This window comes from Shewanella hafniensis, from assembly GCF_019655335.1.
GTDB lineage: Bacteria > Pseudomonadota > Gammaproteobacteria > Enterobacterales > Shewanellaceae > Shewanella > Shewanella hafniensis.
This window is the reverse complement of sequence record NZ_BPFD01000091.1, coordinates 1-16,306: the sequence shown is the minus strand read 5'-3', so window position 1 is coordinate 16,306 and position 16,306 is coordinate 1. Positions and strand designations below refer to the sequence as shown.

The following is a 16,306-nucleotide window of genomic DNA, read 5'->3' as shown; positions in this document are numbered from 1 at the left end:
AAACAAGTAAAATCCAAACTGGTCGTTTTGATAGATCAAAAGTGTGATAAATATAAAAAGAACGATGAAGTTATTGGTATTGTTGCGAATAATATGTTGGCAAAGTTTGGCTCGGATAGAACCATTCAAGAAGTAACAATGAATGATTCCAAAGAGCACGTTGGCTTGCAAGTCGTAGATATTTTAACTGGCGCAGTAAATTCAGGCTACATGAAGTTCCTAAATCCTAATCTAACTTTATCCGTAGCAAAAGAAGCTGCATTCATTAAAATGGCTAATATGCTTGGTTGGGATAAACTGGTTTACGACACATATCCCAACAAAGACTTTAACATTTGGCACTTTCCATCTGAAAATAGGTCAAGACCAGCAACAAAAGCAATTACCCCTAATTTTAGTATCAAGGCAGTAGAGCCAAGTGAAATATAACAAGCTAATTAATAAGGACAAAAAACAGTTTTCTGTTTTCGTTCCTCAACATTTTAGCAAACAATTTTTTTTCCATTATTAGGGCGTTATCCATAGAAATTTTAATTCGAAACTCACTAATTCGAACTAAAAGTCTAACTCGGAAATGTCCAAAGTGTGTTGCGTATGTGTTTTAAACCTGCAGGTTACATGAATGCACGAAAGGTGAGCCATGGTGATTGGCGAGACGACCGTCCGCCCCATGGACGGGGCGGTCGAGCATCCACGGACGGACTGGCTGCGAGTCGGTGAGTCAATGCCATGGCAAGCCTATATGCGTAGATACCAGCCAACGCTAAACCTCTAAAACCCAAAACCAAAACCAAAGTTGCCGATCCCCCGCGCTGGTTACCAACACATTTCTATCCAAAAGCAACATAGTCGATTTTATAATCTAGAGCCCTCAATATGCCCTACTGAAATATATACCCATAGTCACACTCATATTCAAAGTCGCAATGTGCGCCACATGAAGTATGAAAGCCAAAACCATAAGGCGGAATAGCCGATGAGATAAATCCACTCCCCTCTTATATATAAAAAGAGGAGTGATACTTTTATTCAATCGATATCAATCAAGCCAACTTAAAGGCTTTTATTTTGGGCAGATGGGCAGCGAGTTGGGGGAATTTGTGGGGTTGAACGTCATCCCAATCAATCGAATAATAGGCGCTTAATTCACTGGCGAGTTGCTGATTATCGAACATCTCATCATTCACAGAAAATATACACATGGCCTTTTGAGTATTCTTTTCACGAAATTGCGACACGCACTTATTGGCAATGTCGGCATATTCTTCTGGGCGGTCAATCTTGCCCTGCATATTATTTTCTGGGTGCAAATTAGGGTTAATCAGCACAGATTTAAGACCATTTAAAAATCCAATCCGCTCGGCCCAATAAGCGCCGAGTCCTACGCCAACCATTAACGGCGCGGGATCGTCGCTATGCTGCATTTGCTTAGCGACTTCCTTGAGCAAGTGTTGCATGTCGTGCTTAGGGTGCAAGGTGCTGTAACTGATCAAACGTACGTCAGGGTCAATAAATTGCAACTGACGCATTTTTTCGTGATTACCTGGGCTAGTAGCATCAAATCCATGAAGATAGAAAATCATATCAAGGCCTTTTAATCATTTTTAATCATTTTTAATCACAGTGAATTAACTAACCCTAGCAAAAGAGTGATCTCACACCTTGCGCTACATCAAACTTTCGCCTGTTGGGCCAAACAAATTTGCTCGGCAAGCTGTTTGGCATTTTCCCAACGAGCCGTATTATCGAGCGCCGCTGCCGTTTGCGCGGCATTAGGTTTAAGTAAACTCGCAGGATACTGCGGCGCGCTCGTAGGCCATGTAAAGCCATCGAGTAGCGACATTACGCCCGCATTATCATTACACACTAAAATCATGTCGCAACCTGCGGCTAAGGCGGCGCTGGCCCTTGCACGGTAATCGCCCGCAAATCCAGCGCCTTGCATGCCGAGATCGTCAGAGAAGATCACCCCGTTAAAGCCAAGTTCTTTACGCAGCACTTGTTTTAGCCAGTATTCAGAGAAGCCCGCAGAGTTGGGGTCGACTTTAGGGTAAACCACGTGCGCGGGCATCACGCCTAATAACTTTTCTTTTGCGATCAATTCTTTAAACGGCAGGATATCCTTTGCAAAAATCGCCTCGGCATCGCGATCATCAATGGGTTTCTCGTAGTGCGAATCCGCCAGTACACTGCCGTGTCCGGGGAAATGTTTACCCACGGCGCCCATGCCTGCGGCCGCCATGCCCGCAATAAAGCTTTCGGCCAGTGTAATGACCTCAGCGGGCTCTGGGCTAAAGCTGCGTTTACCTATAACTTGGCTCACACCGTTTAAATCCAGCACGGGCGCGAAACTTAAGTCGATATCGCAGGCCAGTAATTCAATCGCCATCAAGAAACCCAGCTCACAGGCCCAACGTTTGGCTAACGCTATATCGCCCTTAGCTGCAGGTAGAATGTCGCCCATAGCGGGAATAATGGTAAAGCCATCGCGGAAGCGTTGTACTCGGCCACCCTCATGATCGACGGCAATTAATAGTTCAGGGCGGATTTGGCGTATCTGTTGTACCAGACGGATCAACTGATCACGGCTTGAAAAATTACGGGAAAATAGAATTAAACCACCCACCTGTGGATGGCGTAGCATCTCAGATTCTGCCTCACTGACGTCCAACGACAGTAGGTCCAACATTAAATAGCTCATACTTCTCCCTAAAAATTTTCATTAATACTCAAAAAATAACCACTCAAGCCATAAGTGGGTCGCGCTCACAAAAAAGCCCAAAAAAGCGAATCATCTGCCCTTGTAGCGCTTTTAAAGCCTGTATTCTTGACCATAAAATGGCCAGCAAAAAAGTCCCAATTAAGTTCAGCTTATCCGAACTATAACGAATTAAAAAAACTAATGTGAATTGTCACACTAATCTATGGGATACTGAGGTTAGAGTATCACACAAGCAGATTTCGCATGAAAGAGCGCCGCCATTGACCAGAGTTCACGTTGAAGATTAGCGTGCTTCAATCTGCAGAGCGAGCAATCCCATGCACTCAGACTAAAATAATAAACAAGACACAACAGGACTTCTATCATGATTAGCGTATTTGACATGTTCAAGATCGGCATAGGTCCATCGAGTTCACATACTGTCGGCCCAATGAAAGCGGGCAAAATTTTTATGCAAAACCTGACTGACTCAGGACTCGTGACCCAGATTGATGAATTAAGAGCCGAGCTCTTTGGCTCCCTAGGCCAAACAGGCAAAGGCCACGGCACGGGAAAAGCAGTGATTTTAGGCTTAATGGGTGAAGACCCAGAAACCGTAGACACTGACAGTATCGACGGCATTTTAGAGCACGTATCCAAGAACGAAACCTTAACGTTGCACTGTGGCAAAGTGGTTAAATTTACCCGCGAGCAAGGCATTACCTACCACAGACGCAAAACCTTGCCAGCCCACGCCAACGCCATGACCCTGTACGCTTATTGTAAAAATGAGTGTCTTTTCGAGCGTACTTATTATTCTGTCGGCGGCGGCTTTATCTTAGATGAAGATGAAATCAGCCAACGTAACGCATCCCCTGCATCACAAATCGAAGCGGCACCTTTTGATTTTGGCAGCGCAGCGCAATTATTAGAATTGTGTGGCGAACAAGGTCTGAGTATTTCTTCTTTGATGATGGCGAACGAACTGAGTTTAGCCACCGAAGATGAAGTCAAAGCCAAGCTGTGGAACATTTGGCAGACCATGAAAACCTGTATCGAACGCGGCTATCAGAAGGAAGGCATTTTACCTGGCGGCTTAAAACTGCGTCGCCGCGCCCCTGCCCTGTACCGTCGTTTGAAAGCCGAAGGCCGTAACAATGTCGATCCATTAACCGCTATGGATTGGGTCGATTTATTCGCCCTGTCGGTCAATGAGCAAAATGCAGCCGGCGATCGCGTAGTGACAGCACCCACAAACGGCGCTGCGGGAATTATCCCAGCAGTATTATGCTACTACGATACTTTCGTACAAGAAGTGGATATTGATGTCTGCGCCCGTTACCTATTAACCGCCGCCGCAATTGGTATTTTGTACAAGAAAAATGCCTCAATATCTGGCGCCGAAGTCGGTTGTCAAGGTGAAGTCGGCGTAGCCTGTTCTATGGCTGCAGGCGCACTGACTGAAATCATGGGCGGCACGGTTGAGCACGTTGAAAACGCAGCTGAAATCGGCATGGAACATAACTTAGGTCTAACCTGCGATCCTGTGGGCGGCCTAGTGCAAGTACCATGCATCGAACGTAATGCCATGGGCGCGATCAAGGCGATCAACGCCTCTCGTATGGCCCTACGCGGTGACGGTAACCATAAGGTTTCACTGGATAAAGTGATCAAAACCATGATGGATACCGGCAGAGACATGCGCAGCAAATACAAAGAAACCGCCAAAGGCGGTCTAGCGGTAAACATAGTTGAGTGCTAAGTGCTGAGTGTTAGTTCACTCTAGCTAACCGCTTAAATCGCACCATAAAAAATGCCGCCACTCACTGAGTTGCGGCATTTTTGTTTTAGCTCATCGGCATGAATGCTGAATCGACGATTCAGGCCTTAAAGTACAAACTATGGAACTTAAGGTGTTCTTCAATAAAGCTCGCGATAAAGTAGTAGCTGTGATCGTACCCCGGCTGCATCCGCACATCCAAGGGATAACCCTTGGTATGGGCGATATCCACCAGCGATTGTGGCATCAATTGAGTGTCTAAAAAGCTGTCAGCTTCACCTTGGTCAATCAGTACTGGCACTTCGCTAATCGCGAGCTTAAGCAACTCGCATGCATCATACTGGCGCCAATGTTCACGATTTTCACCTAAGTACTCACTGAAGGCTTTAATGCCCCAAGGTGCATTACTCGGATTCGAAATCGGGCTAAAGGCCGAAATGGAGCTGTATCTGTGCGGATTACTCAGGCCTATCACCAAAGCACCATGGCCGCCCATCGAATGGCCGGAGATGGCGCGCTGGGTAGTCACAGGAAAATGGGCTTCAATCAAGGCTGGCAACTCGTGGACTATGTAATCGTACATTTTGTAATGACGATTCCACGGTGCTTTGGTCGCATTGAGGTAAAACCCCGCGCCTAAGCCTAAATCGTAGGCTTTGTCCGCCGCATCGGGCACATCGTCACCGCGAGGACTGGTATCTGGAGCGACAATCGCCATCCCAAGTTCAGCCGCCATGCGCTGTGCGCCCGCCTTCTGCATAAAGTTTTCATCTGTGCAGGTTAGACCTGAGAGCCAATACAGCACAGGCACAGGTTTATTCACCGCTTCAGGTGGCAGATAAATCGCAAAGCGCATCTCGCAGTTTAACGACTGAGATTGATGGCGATATTGCTTATGCCAACCGCCGAAACTCTTGTTACAACTGATATTTTCTATGGTCATACAAGTCCTTTTAAGCTCAATCTGTTAGCGCTTGGTCATAACTTTTAGCGTTAGTCATCTGTTCAGTTGGCAACACAGCAGACAGATTTGCACCTGTCTGCCGGTTTGTCACATCAAGCTGAAGCATCAAGTTAGCGTGCAAAATCGCTTATTTATCAAAATGGATCACGCTACGGATGCTCTTACCTTGGTGCATCAGCTCGAATGCTTCATTGATTTGCTCAAGCCCCATAGTGTGGGTGATAAAGTCATCGAGCTTGAACTCACCGGCCATATAACGCTCAACAATGTGTGGCAGTTCCGAGCGCCCTTTCACACCGCCAAAAGCAGAACCGCGCCACACGCGGCCAGTAACAAGCTGGAATGGACGAGTTGAAATCTCTTGCCCTGCACCAGCAACACCAATAATCACCGACTCGCCCCAGCCCTTATGACAACACTCTAAAGCGCTGCGCATCACGTTGACGTTGCCGATACACTCAAATGAGTAATCTACGCCGCCGTCGGTCATCTCAACGATCACCTCTTGGATGGGCTTATCGAGTAATTTAGGGTTGATGCAATCGGTCGCACCAAGTTTTTTGGCTAACTCGAACTTAGACTCGTTGATATCAATGGCGATAATGCGGCTGGCTTTTGCCATAGTCGCGCCAATGATCGCCGATAAACCAATACCGCCGAGGCCGAAAATCGCCACGGTCGCGCCCTCCTCCACTTTGGCCGTGTTCATCACAGCGCCCATACCAGTGGTTACGCCGCAACCTAACAGACAAATCTCTTCTAATGGCGCGCTCTTATTGACTTTAGCCAATGAGATCTCAGGTAGCACAGTATATTCAGAGAAGGTCGAGCAGCCCATGTAATGGAAAATAGGCTTGCCATCGAGATAAAAACGCGTGGTGCCATCGGGCATTAAGCCTTTACCTTGGGTCGCGCGAATTTTTTGGCACAGGTTAGTTTTGCCCGATAAGCAGAACTTACACTCGCCACACTCAGGGGTATAAAGTGGGATCACATGATCGCCCACTTGCACGCTGGTCACGCCCTCACCCACTTGCTCAACGATACCGCCGCCTTCGTGGCCTAGAATCGCCGGAAATACCCCTTCTGGATCGTCACCGCTCAGGGTAAAGGCATCCGTGTGACACACGCCTGTGGCCACAATGCGCACTAAGACTTCGCCCGCTTTAGGTAACATCACATCCACTTCTTCAATTTTTAGTGGTTGTCCTGGTCCCCAAGCCACAGCGGCCTTTGATTTAATAAACTGCGGATTTTCGTTCGACATTGTTACCGTCCCTTGATAGGTAATAAGAGAAAATTATTGTTGTAATAGATTCAACTTGAGCTAAAGCCTATTGGTTCAAGCATACTGGCTCAAACATACGGACTCAGCATAAAGAGCTCTGCATAAGGGCCAACGCAGATGCCTATTGCACTTATGCTGCTGCACTTATGCTACTGCACTGATGCCAATCAATAATAAGATTGTATTTGTTTCTCAGCGAGAGACAATCTAGTATTCAAGCAATTCATTTTTACTGAGTAACAACAATGTATCTCTGGGATGGCATTTCTGAGTTTGTCGCAGTGGCCGAGGCCGAAAGTTTTACCTTAGCGGCACAGCGACTGAATATCTCCACCGCCCACGTGAGTCGCCAAATCACGGCATTGGAAAATCGCCTCGGCACTAAGCTGTTTTACCGCACCACCCGCAAAGTGTCGTTAACCGAAGAAGGTACGATTTATTATCGCCATTGCCGCCAATTACAAACCGGGTTAGAAGAAGCCGAGCGCGCCATCTCAAACCTAAAGGACTCACCTCAAGGCTTAGTCAAGCTCACGGCGCCCGTGGCCTATGGCGAGAAATTTATCATGCCATTACTCAATGATTTTATGGTGCAATATCCCAGCGTTGAATTTAGCGTCGACTTGACCAATCGCACCTTAGACTTGATTGAAGGTGGTTACGATCTGGCGATTCGCCTCGGCAAACTCGCCGACTCGAGTTTAATGGCCAAACCCTTAAGCAGCCGTACTCACTATGTGGCCGCCTCACCGAGTTATGTGGAAAAATACGGCCAGCCCCATACGCTATCAGAGCTTAACCAGCACAATTGCTTGATTGGCAATCACAATTACTGGCGCTTTGTGGAGAATGGTCGCGAACGCAATATCAAAGTGCGCGGCAATCTCAATTGTAACAGCGGCTACGCACTCAGGGATGCGGCGCTAAAGGGAATTGGTATAGTACAACTACCTGATTATTATATTGAAGATGATATAAATGCAGGACGTTTACTGTCCTTACTCGACGGTCACCGCGAAGCCAAAGAAGGCATTTGGGCGCTCTATCCGCAAAATCGCCACCTGTCGGCTAAGATCCGCGTATTGGTCGATTACCTCGCAGAAAAACTCATCGAACAGGACTAATCTTTTTCTGAACAGCTGGTTGTTGAGCAGTATTTTGTGGAGCCGTCTGTTGTTGAGCGGATTGCTCAGTTCGAACAAACGAAGCGATAACAGACAAGACGCCGCAAACTAGCGCCAGTTTTCCCGTAAAGTGTAATACAACATACCTAACGCTAGCGCTTGATTACCAAACCATTCATTTAACGGAATACGGATATGGCGCATGGCGGCAAACAAATCAAATTCACGCAATTGCCCGTCCATCGCATTGGCCATGATCTCGGCCATAATGTGTGATGTCGCGACCCCATGCCCAGAATATCCTTGGCAATAGAATACATTAGGCGACACTTTGCCGAGCTGCGGGATACGGTTAATCACAATTCCTGCCATTCCCGCCCACGCAAATTCGATATCAACGCCCTTTAATTGTGGAAACGTGCGCTCAATTGCAGGCCGTAATTCCGCCGCCACATTTTTAGGATCGCGGCCGCTGTAGTTAGTGCCACCACCGAACATCAACCGTTTATCTGCGGTCAGGCGATAGTAATCCAGCACAAAGCGACAATCGTACACGGCTAAATCCTGCGGATTGATTTGCGAAGCGATCTCATCAGGCAAAATTGCAGTAGCACAATTGCCTAAGGACGCTGGAAATAACATGCCACGCAGTTGAGGACGCGCAAGTTTATGGTAGGCATTCCCCGCGATCAGCACGCTATTGGCGCGCACTTTTCCCTTGGCGGTGACAACGGTAGCAAGATCGCCCTCCTCAATATCGAGCACGGGCGAGTTTTCAAAGATCAACGCCCCAAGCCCTGCTGCGGCGTGGGCTTCACCCAGGCATAGATTGACTGAGTGCAAATGCATGTTGCGCCGATTGACTAAACCGCCGTGATACAAGGGCGAGCCTAAATAGGCGAGCATTTCATCGGCAGAGACTAACGTCATAAACTCCCCCATGCCGCGACGCTGCGCTTCATCATGCATAGCCCTAAGCTCGTGCATATGCAGCATCTGGTAAGCGGTTTGAATATGACCAAACTTTAAATCACACTCTATGCCGTACTTGGCCACCCGATTTTTAATAATGTCATGACCGCGCCAACGTAAATTCCACACATAATCTTCAGCTTCATTGCCAATCTGACGACGCAGTTGTTTTGTCATCGCGGCATCGCCGGACAAACTGCCCGTCACCTGCCCACCGTTGCGTCCGGTTGCGCCCCACGCAATTTTGTTGGCCTCAATAAGCGCCACCTTGTAGCCCTTCTCGGATAATTCCAGCGCCGTTGCTACACCTGTAAACCCGCCACCGACAATCGCCACATCGACGCGAATGTCGCCTTCAAGCTCAGGATAATCCGACTCTTGGTTAATGGTGGCATTGTAGTAGGAGGCGCAACGCTCTGCTGGCATAGTCATTCCTTGATGTTGAAAGTTAAGTGTTGAAAGTTAAATATTAAAAGTTGAGTGTTGAACGATAAGTACTAAAAGCTGTGTGCTGGTAATGGGTGTTGAGTCTTAGTTTATAGGCGCGAGTGTTAACACGTTTCCCCCGACGGTTGTTTTATATTTTTTACAAGCGTTCAGAATTTGAGAGTATATCTGAGTTGAGATCGAGGTCAATAGTGGATTGAATTAACCGCTTGCTGGACATAACAAAGGGAGTTGGGCTGGTTTCTGCTTGACGAGCCTGAAATGGAGAAGCTCGAGATAAAAGTATCTGAAATGGCGGCCCCTGTGATTATGGAGCTAGAGATTAAGCAGCCAGAGATTAAGAACATGAGCTTAGGCGCCGAAGATTAAGGCGTGGCTCATTTTATCTTTTAAGTCTTATGCTTTTTGCTGGTTTAAGATAGGCTTGTGCGGCGCCATACTCTTTTAATCTCAACTGCCTAGAGTCCATTATGTCACTATTACCCATTGCCCAGCCACTTAGCCAACTGCCGTTTTCCCAAGCGTGCGAAAACAACAAAGCGCCGATTTTAGCCGTACTAACGCAGGCATTCTCACTCAACCAACATGTGCTCGAAATCGGCAGTGGCACTGGTCAACATGCCGTATTTTTTGCAGCAAATCTTCCCCATTTAATCTGGCAAACCAGCGATCAAGCTGAGTATATTGGTGGCATTAGCGCAAGGTGTGAGCAAGAAGGCGGGCTATTAAATGCAGGGGCAAATCTAGCTTTACCGCTTATCCTTGATGTTACCGCGCCATGGCCGGTGGAAGGATTAACACCTGATATTGATAGCGTATTTACTGCGAACACTTTGCATATTATGAGCAAAAACATGGTAGAAGCGCTTTTTACTGGTCTTGGTCTGTATCTCCCCCAACTCAAAACACTGTGCATTTACGGCCCATTCAACTACCAAGGCGAATTTAGCAGTGACAGCAATCGCCAATTCGATGCCTTTTTAAAACAGCGCGATCCCGCCAGCGGCATTCGCGATATCGAATGGATTTGCAGTTTAGCCAGCGAGCAAGGCTTCACACTGAAACAAGATGTGGCTATGCCCGCCAATAATAGACTACTGCATTTTGTTAAAGGCTAGCATTTTGTTAGGGGCTAGTTTTTGTTAAAGGCTCGTTTCTTGTTAAAAGCTAGCTTTAGTTTAATGGTTTAGTCTGTTTTAACTGAATCCATTTTGGCCTCAGCGGTTCTGTGCCCATAACTCAGCACTCGGGTGGCCTTCCACTGCTCGTCCTGTTTGCGCCACACAATGACAAAGTCGGCTAGGCCATCGCAGCTGCCGGTTTCAAAGCTGCAAAAACGGTGAACGCCTTGCTCTATCGCGCCAAACTCTTTCACCGGAAACACTTTCATCGTACCCGCAACTAACTCGCGGCGGTAATGGCCACAGGCGTATTTTTCGGTATTGGCGATCATGTCCTTGCGGTTCCACGTTACGCCACCTGTATCGTGGTAGAACTCAACATCTTCAGTGAAAAACGCTGCATGTTTCTTGAGTTCAGCGGGGGCTGCGCACTTATTGAAACTGTCGAACACGGCAAAATCCACCGCTGCAATTTGAGTCGCTAACGCATTAGCGGGTTGCGCAATGCCTGCATGTGAAGCCTCAGCGGTTTTAGCTGATGCGGCATTAGCTAATGCGGGCGCATCTGTGGCAACAGCGGGTTCGGTTGTGGCGAGTGACAAAGTTAATACCGCGACTGTGGCTAGGCTATAGAGTGCTGGATTCATATTCTCTCCGTGAATGTTGGCTGTAAATTTTTATGGCGACGCTCCACATCACAAAACTGCATAGCGCCACACATCTGCAGCAGAAGTATCAGCAAAGCGTATGCCAATTAAAATACCCTTTAAAATCATGCAAATATAATTACGGCTTGAGTTGATCTGTAGAAGCTGCCGACAACTTGTGGCTAATCTCACTATTTTTGCGCGATTTACCCCACCACGGCGTTTCACTTTTTCGCATTCGCTATTTCGTATTCGCTTCTCACATTCGCTGATCACACTCACTTTCTCATATTTGTTTCTCAGCAACATCTGCTTGGTAGTGCAAGCTGCCCCCTGAACAGACATACCCTCTATCATACTGTTATTAAACAGTAAAATTTACATAGTCTTTACACAAAAGTGGGATCTGCGCTCTTGATGCACTATTTAAGAATAATTATCATTCGCCGAAATTACCCAAGGAAGAATGATATGTCCCGATTTATCCGCCGTACTCGCCTAATCTGTCACGCATCTGCCACAAAATCGACTCTTACGCTGAACCGCCTATCACGCGCCATTGGCTTAAGTCTGTTGTTACCCGCGGCCTGGGTAAGTGCCGCAACGACTCAAGATGCCACAGCAGAAATGGAACGTATGGTGATCACAGCAACGCAAACTAAGCATTCGGAACTGTCGGCGCCCGCATCTGTGTCTGTGATAAACCGCAGTGAACTTGAAGCGCTAGTGATTGACGATCTGGCCAGCGCAGTGCGTTATTTACAGGGTGTGAACATCAGCGAAGGCACGCCCTATGGTCGCAATGAAATTAGCCTGCGAGGACTGGATTCGGACTACACGCTGATCTTAATCAACGGCCGCCGAGTCAACTCCCGCGAAGCACTAACCTCCGGTTATGGCAACGATTTTGACTTATCATCCATTCCCATGTCTGCCATTGAACGTATCGAAGTCGTGCGCGGGCCTATGTCATCCCTCTACGGCTCCGAAGCCTTAGGCGGTGTGGTTAACGTCATACTGCGCAAACCCACTGACGACTGGCAGACCAGTGTCGGCGTGCAATACGATACGCCCACCAGTGGCAAAGGTGGCGACAGCACTAAGTATAATTTCTATACCAGCGGCGCGCTGATCAAAGATAAATTACTGGCAAACTTAATCGTCGACAGCAATAAACGCGATGCATGGCGTTCAGACTTAAAACCCACCATTGATGCGTTAGAAGACAGAGATGAAATCAGCGCCCTCGCTAACCTGCAATGGTTGATTGATAGCCAGCAAGATCTGCAATTTGATTTAAGTTATGCCAATGACGAACGTGAATCAGATTGGAATAACTACGGCACGATTCTCACCAATAACCAACAAGCCGAGCGGATAAGCTCAGGTCTAACCCACAATGGCCACTGGAACTGGGGCGATACTCGCCTGCGCTATTACTATGAAAATGTTGAGGTAACTGACGACTCAGCGTTAATCGCCGAAATTGGTAATATCACCCAAACCAACCACAATCTCGACGGCCAAACCACAGTCCTGCTTGGGGATCACATGTTAACCAGCGGCGCAGAATACCGTTGGACTCAACTTGAAAACAGCCGCAACATTTTAGGCGATGGCACTTTAGACGACAGTCAATCGGCCTTGTATCTGCAAGATGAATTTAGCTTGGGCGAACTCAATATCACTTTGGGCGGGCGTGTCGATCACCACGATGTGTACGGCACCGAATTTAGCCCACGCATGTATTTAGTGTATAACTTAAGCTCTGAATGGGTGATCAAAGGCGGCGGTGGCAAAGCCTTTAAAGCGCCAAATATGTCACAGTCTCAAGCCGATTATATTATCCCCGCTTGTCGCGGCGCCTGTACTGTTGCGGGCAATCCCGATCTACAGGCCGAAACCTCAGTGAACTACGAGTTATCGACCCAATATCAAACCACAGATTTTGGTGGCTCGATCACCTACTTCCACAATGATGTAGAAAATAAAATCATCACAGAAACTTGGGATAGAACGCCCGGTGCAGTATTAACTTACCAAAACGTGAACGAAGCTAAGATTACTGGTTGGGAACTGCAGGCTTGGTACGATGTAAGCGACACGGTCAGCATTAGCGGTAATTACAGTAAAACCGATGCCGAAGATAAGCAAAATGGCGCGCCTTTTACCTTAACGCCGGATGACAGCTACAACCTGAAACTGCAATGGCAGGCATTGGAGGGCTTATCTACCTTTATCGCCTACCACTATACTGGCGATCAGTATTTGCGCACCAATGTAAAATCGACGGGTTATGGTTCACTCGACCTAGGCGTAAATTACCAAATCAACCCTATGTTCAGAGTCAAACTCGGCGTCACTAACCTAACGGATGCAGAGCGCGACCAAGTGGCTACCGATCTGGATTACATCCAAAAGAGTCGCAGTATTTATGCGGGCGTAACGGCAAGTTTCTGATAACAATCTGCCACACATGGATTTATCTAGGTGAAAATGGGCTTGCGAAACTATCGCAAGCCCGTTTTTTATGAATTCAGTTTTAAGCTGTCTAACTTTTAGAACACTTCCTCAAGCGAGCAGCCTTAAGGGATTTGTTTTATGGGATCGGCATTAAGGGATCTGTCTTAAAAATTCCAGCGCTTTATCTAGGTCACGGGTACGCGCCATCGGCGGCAGTGAATTTAGAAAGGCTTGGCCGTAATAGCGATTCACAATGCGATTATCGCAAAGGATCAGCACACCGCGGTCTTTTTCATCGCGAATAAGACGGCCAACCCCTTGTTTCAGCGCAATAATAGCCTGAGGTAACGACACTTCAGTAAAGGGATCGAGCCCCTGCCGACTCACATTGTCGGCGCGGGCACGATACAAGGGTTCATCCGGCGACACAAAAGGTAATTTGTCGATAATCACGCAGCTTAACAATTTACCGCGCACATCCACCCCTTCCCAAAAACTGCTGGTGCCGAGCAATACCGCATTGCCGAGTTGGCGAAACTTAGTCAGCAGACTCTGTTTACCCGCTTGGCCTTGTACTAGCAGCGGATACTGAGTGCGAGTTCGCAGTGCCAGCGCCGCTTGTTCGAGCATTTTGTGGCTGGTAAATAAAATAAAAGTCCGTCCCTGCGCCGCATCTATCGCTTGCACGCACACATCCACCAACTGTTTTAACGCTTGCTGTTGATTGGTCACGCTGCCAAGTTGTCTTGATACACAAAATACCGCTTGGCGCGGATAATCAAAGGGACTGTCGAGAATGCTTTGCTGCGCATCGACGATACCCATTTCTCGGGCGAAATGGGCAAGACTGCGGTTAACTTGCAAAGTTGCCGAGGTAAATATCCAGCTGGTTTCCGGCACAAATAACTGCTGGCACTCACGGGCAATATTGATGGGTGAAATTCGCAGCACCACAAAACGACTACCAAATTCAATGCTGTAGGCCGCCAGATTATTATCGCAGTTAAAAAACACACTGAGCTTATTATTCAACTCCGCCAACTTGATGGCGATATCATCTAACAATTCACTGCGGCCAATATGAGCCATTAATAAATTCTGCAGCGCGGTTAATTCCGCTAATAAATCCCATGACGCCGCCGCGAGCGCTTTATTGCCCAGCACTAAACGCCAGTCGGATTCACCGCAGGAATATAACTGATTATGCCAGTCACTTAATTTGGCAAGGCAACGCTGACAAAATTGGGCAAGTTGCCCTGTGTCACTCAGTTCAGTTTGATAAATAACGAGTAGCTTTTGAATAAAATCATCAATAGTACGACTCGAACATTGCTGACCAAAATAGTTAACGCAAATATCGGGTAATAAATGCGCTTCATCGAAAATAACCACATCGGGATCGGGTAATAACTCGGCAAACCCCGTGTCTTTCAGTACGCTGTCCGCGAAAAACAAATGGTGGTTCACCACGATAATTTTGGCATCCAGAGCACGGCTGCGCGCCTTGCGGGTAAAGCAGGCATCGTAAAAGTCGCAGCGCTTACCAATACAGCTTTCCTTAGTGCTGACCACAAGCGGCAGCGCCGAGGAATTCTCAGGTACTGAGGTCAAGCCGCCAATATCTCCATCTTTACAGGTGCTCGCCCACTGATTGATTTTCAACAAATCATCCAACAAACGCGCATCGATATGTGTCGCCTCGCTCATTTGCTTATCGAGTCGCCACTGGCACAGATAATTATTGCGCCCCTTTAGCAGCGCCAGTTTAGGCTCAATCCCCAACATGGCGACCAGCGCGGGTAAGTCTTTAAAAAACAACTGCTCTTGCAAGTTTTTACTGCCCGTACTGACGATGACTTGCTTACCGCTCAATATCGCAGGGATCAAATACGCAAAGGTTTTACCTACCCCCGTACCCGCCTCAATTACTACATTGCTCTTCGCCGCTATCGCCTCACTCACTTCCTGTGCCATCTGCATCTGGCTTGTTCGCGCACTAAATCCTTGAATATGTTTAGACAATACTCCATCGGGCAAAAATGCGCGTTGCACTTCGGACGCGAGTCGACTTACCGCAGCGGCGCCTTTTAAAGCAGAAGGCTTAGCGATAGTTTCTTTAGAGGAAACATACTTTGATGTCGGTTGGCGGGAGCGAGTCAAAGGGAGAATCAATCCTTTATCAAGGTGTTAGAGAGCGTTATAAAAAATGTAGTAAGGCCACACTATAAGCTGCTGAGCGAGTGCATTGTGATGACTTTAATTAACCACAAGCACTGGTTAGTGCCGCAAACCGCAGCCGTAAACAATAGCGTTAAGCTTAACGGCTCGAAGCATTATGCTGATTTAAGATAAGACTACAAGTTAGCAAGGATAATTTCGCGGGTTCTTTCCCTCGCGCCATACATGAGCCTCCATTTAAAGCTATTCATTATGGGTCGTCAGTTTTGATACAAAGCTCCCAAAACAAGATATTTGAGTACGCGCAGAGTTTTTCTCAGTTTTTCTAAGCCAGTTTTTCTAAGCCACCCATTGTTAATTATTGCGAGTTTCATGGTGCTTCTTGGTGAATCACTAGAGTTTTTCTAAGCCACCCATTGTTAATTATTGCGAGTTTCATAGTGCTTCTTGGTGAATCACCAATTTCGCAACTAGGCTTAGTGTCTGTTTCCCCACACAAGGAGTGTGATGATGCCACAGCCAAGGAGAACTCAAATCAGTTTGGAAGATACGCCTTTTTATCACTGTTGTAGTCGAGTCGTTAGGCGTGCCTATTTGTGTGGTGAAGACCATTTCTCTGGT

The 16,306-nt window shown here is 47.3% G+C and carries 12 protein-coding genes and 1 pseudogene; 6 read left to right on the top strand and 7 right to left on the bottom strand.

All coding sequences use genetic code 11. The features are described 5' to 3' along the window. On the top strand, positions 1-429 hold a 429-nt coding region (locus tag K5Q99_RS19115; protein WP_220777805.1), incomplete at its 5' end, for a DUF3800 domain-containing protein. A gap of 614 nt (positions 430-1,043) precedes the next feature. On the opposite strand, the gene ycfP is transcribed toward K5Q99_RS19115, so the two are convergent. Both ycfP and nagZ read right to left on the bottom strand, forming a co-directional pair. Continuing rightward, positions 1,044-1,583, bottom strand: coding sequence for an alpha/beta hydrolase YcfP (gene ycfP, locus K5Q99_RS19110; RefSeq protein WP_220777804.1), 540 nt, complete (start codon positions 1,581-1,583; stop codon positions 1,044-1,046). 89 nt (positions 1,584-1,672) lie between these two features. Next, the gene (gene nagZ / locus K5Q99_RS19105) at positions 1,673-2,701 is read right to left on the bottom strand and encodes a beta-N-acetylhexosaminidase (protein WP_220777803.1); all 1,029 of its coding nucleotides are present in this window, start codon (positions 2,699-2,701) and stop codon (positions 1,673-1,675) included. 385 nt (positions 2,702-3,086) lie between these two features. Between nagZ and K5Q99_RS19100 the strand changes: the two genes are divergently transcribed. Then, positions 3,087-4,463: an L-serine ammonia-lyase gene (locus tag K5Q99_RS19100; RefSeq protein ID WP_220777802.1), complete on the top strand. Its 1,377-nt coding sequence runs from the start codon at positions 3,087-3,089 to the stop codon at positions 4,461-4,463. Positions 4,464-4,581: 118 nt separating this feature from the next. Here K5Q99_RS19100 and fghA read toward each other — a convergent pair whose 3' ends face one another. Continuing rightward, positions 4,582-5,424: an S-formylglutathione hydrolase gene (gene fghA, locus K5Q99_RS19095; protein ID WP_106650680.1), complete on the bottom strand. Its 843-nt coding sequence runs from the start codon at positions 5,422-5,424 to the stop codon at positions 4,582-4,584. 148 nt (positions 5,425-5,572) lie between these two features. Beyond that, entirely contained in the window at positions 5,573-6,712 is a 1,140-nt protein-coding gene (locus tag K5Q99_RS19090) for an S-(hydroxymethyl)glutathione dehydrogenase/class III alcohol dehydrogenase (RefSeq protein ID WP_220777801.1), read from the bottom strand. Between the two features lie 266 nt (positions 6,713-6,978). Here K5Q99_RS19090 and K5Q99_RS19085 point away from each other — a divergent pair, with 266 nt between their 5' ends. Next, complete coding sequence (locus tag K5Q99_RS19085) at positions 6,979-7,857, top strand: LysR family transcriptional regulator (protein ID WP_220777800.1); 879 nt, start codon at positions 6,979-6,981, stop codon at positions 7,855-7,857. A 108-nt stretch (positions 7,858-7,965) separates the two neighbouring features. Here the strand turns inward: K5Q99_RS19085 and K5Q99_RS19080 are convergent, their stop codons facing one another. Continuing rightward, positions 7,966-9,255 carry an NAD(P)/FAD-dependent oxidoreductase gene (locus tag K5Q99_RS19080; RefSeq protein ID WP_220777799.1) on the bottom strand — a complete coding sequence of 430 codons (1,290 nt, stop codon included), beginning with the start codon at positions 9,253-9,255 and terminating at the stop codon, positions 7,966-7,968. 491 nt (positions 9,256-9,746) lie between these two features. Between K5Q99_RS19080 and K5Q99_RS19075 the strand changes: the two genes are divergently transcribed. Further along, a complete protein-coding gene (locus K5Q99_RS19075) occupies positions 9,747-10,394 on the top strand; it encodes a DUF938 domain-containing protein (RefSeq protein ID WP_220777798.1) in 648 nt (215 codons plus the stop codon). Positions 10,395-10,462: 68 nt separating this feature from the next. Here the strand turns inward: K5Q99_RS19075 and K5Q99_RS19070 are convergent, their stop codons facing one another. Continuing rightward, entirely contained in the window at positions 10,463-11,044 is a 582-nt protein-coding gene (locus K5Q99_RS19070) for a DUF4440 domain-containing protein (protein WP_220777797.1), read from the bottom strand. A 471-nt stretch (positions 11,045-11,515) separates the two neighbouring features. Here K5Q99_RS19070 and K5Q99_RS19065 point away from each other — a divergent pair, with 471 nt between their 5' ends. Then, on the top strand, positions 11,516-13,504 hold the full coding sequence (locus tag K5Q99_RS19065) for a TonB-dependent receptor domain-containing protein (protein WP_220777796.1): 1,989 nt from the start codon (positions 11,516-11,518) through the stop codon (positions 13,502-13,504). Positions 13,505-13,657: 153 nt separating this feature from the next. Here K5Q99_RS19065 and yoaA read toward each other — a convergent pair whose 3' ends face one another. Beyond that, positions 13,658-15,667: a DNA repair helicase YoaA gene (gene yoaA / locus K5Q99_RS19060; RefSeq protein ID WP_220777795.1), complete on the bottom strand. Its 2,010-nt coding sequence runs from the start codon at positions 15,665-15,667 to the stop codon at positions 13,658-13,660. Positions 15,668-16,195: 528 nt separating this feature from the next. On the opposite strand from yoaA, the pseudogene K5Q99_RS22565 reads away from it, so the two are divergent. Beyond that, positions 16,196-16,306: pseudogene (locus tag K5Q99_RS22565) on the top strand (transposase); the annotation flags it as partial.

Bases quoted from the DNA above. Each gene is read 5' to 3' on its own strand.
- ycfP (WP_220777804.1), bottom strand. From the start codon at position 1,583: ATGATTTTCTATCTTCATGGATTTGATGCTACTAGCCCAGGTAATCAC.
- nagZ (WP_220777803.1), bottom strand. From the start codon at position 2,701: ATGAGCTATTTAATGTTGGACCTACTGTCGTTGGACGTCAGTGAGGCA.
- K5Q99_RS19100 (WP_220777802.1), top strand. From the start codon at position 3,087: ATGATTAGCGTATTTGACATGTTCAAGATCGGCATAGGTCCATCGAGT.
- fghA (WP_106650680.1), bottom strand. From the start codon at position 5,424: ATGACCATAGAAAATATCAGTTGTAACAAGAGTTTCGGCGGTTGGCAT.
- K5Q99_RS19090 (WP_220777801.1), bottom strand. From the start codon at position 6,712: ATGTCGAACGAAAATCCGCAGTTTATTAAATCAAAGGCCGCTGTGGCT.
- K5Q99_RS19085 (WP_220777800.1), top strand. From the start codon at position 6,979: ATGTATCTCTGGGATGGCATTTCTGAGTTTGTCGCAGTGGCCGAGGCC.
- K5Q99_RS19080 (WP_220777799.1), bottom strand. From the start codon at position 9,255: ATGCCAGCAGAGCGTTGCGCCTCCTACTACAATGCCACCATTAACCAA.
- K5Q99_RS19075 (WP_220777798.1), top strand. From the start codon at position 9,747: ATGTCACTATTACCCATTGCCCAGCCACTTAGCCAACTGCCGTTTTCC.
- K5Q99_RS19070 (WP_220777797.1), bottom strand. From the start codon at position 11,044: ATGAATCCAGCACTCTATAGCCTAGCCACAGTCGCGGTATTAACTTTG.
- K5Q99_RS19065 (WP_220777796.1), top strand. From the start codon at position 11,516: ATGTCCCGATTTATCCGCCGTACTCGCCTAATCTGTCACGCATCTGCC.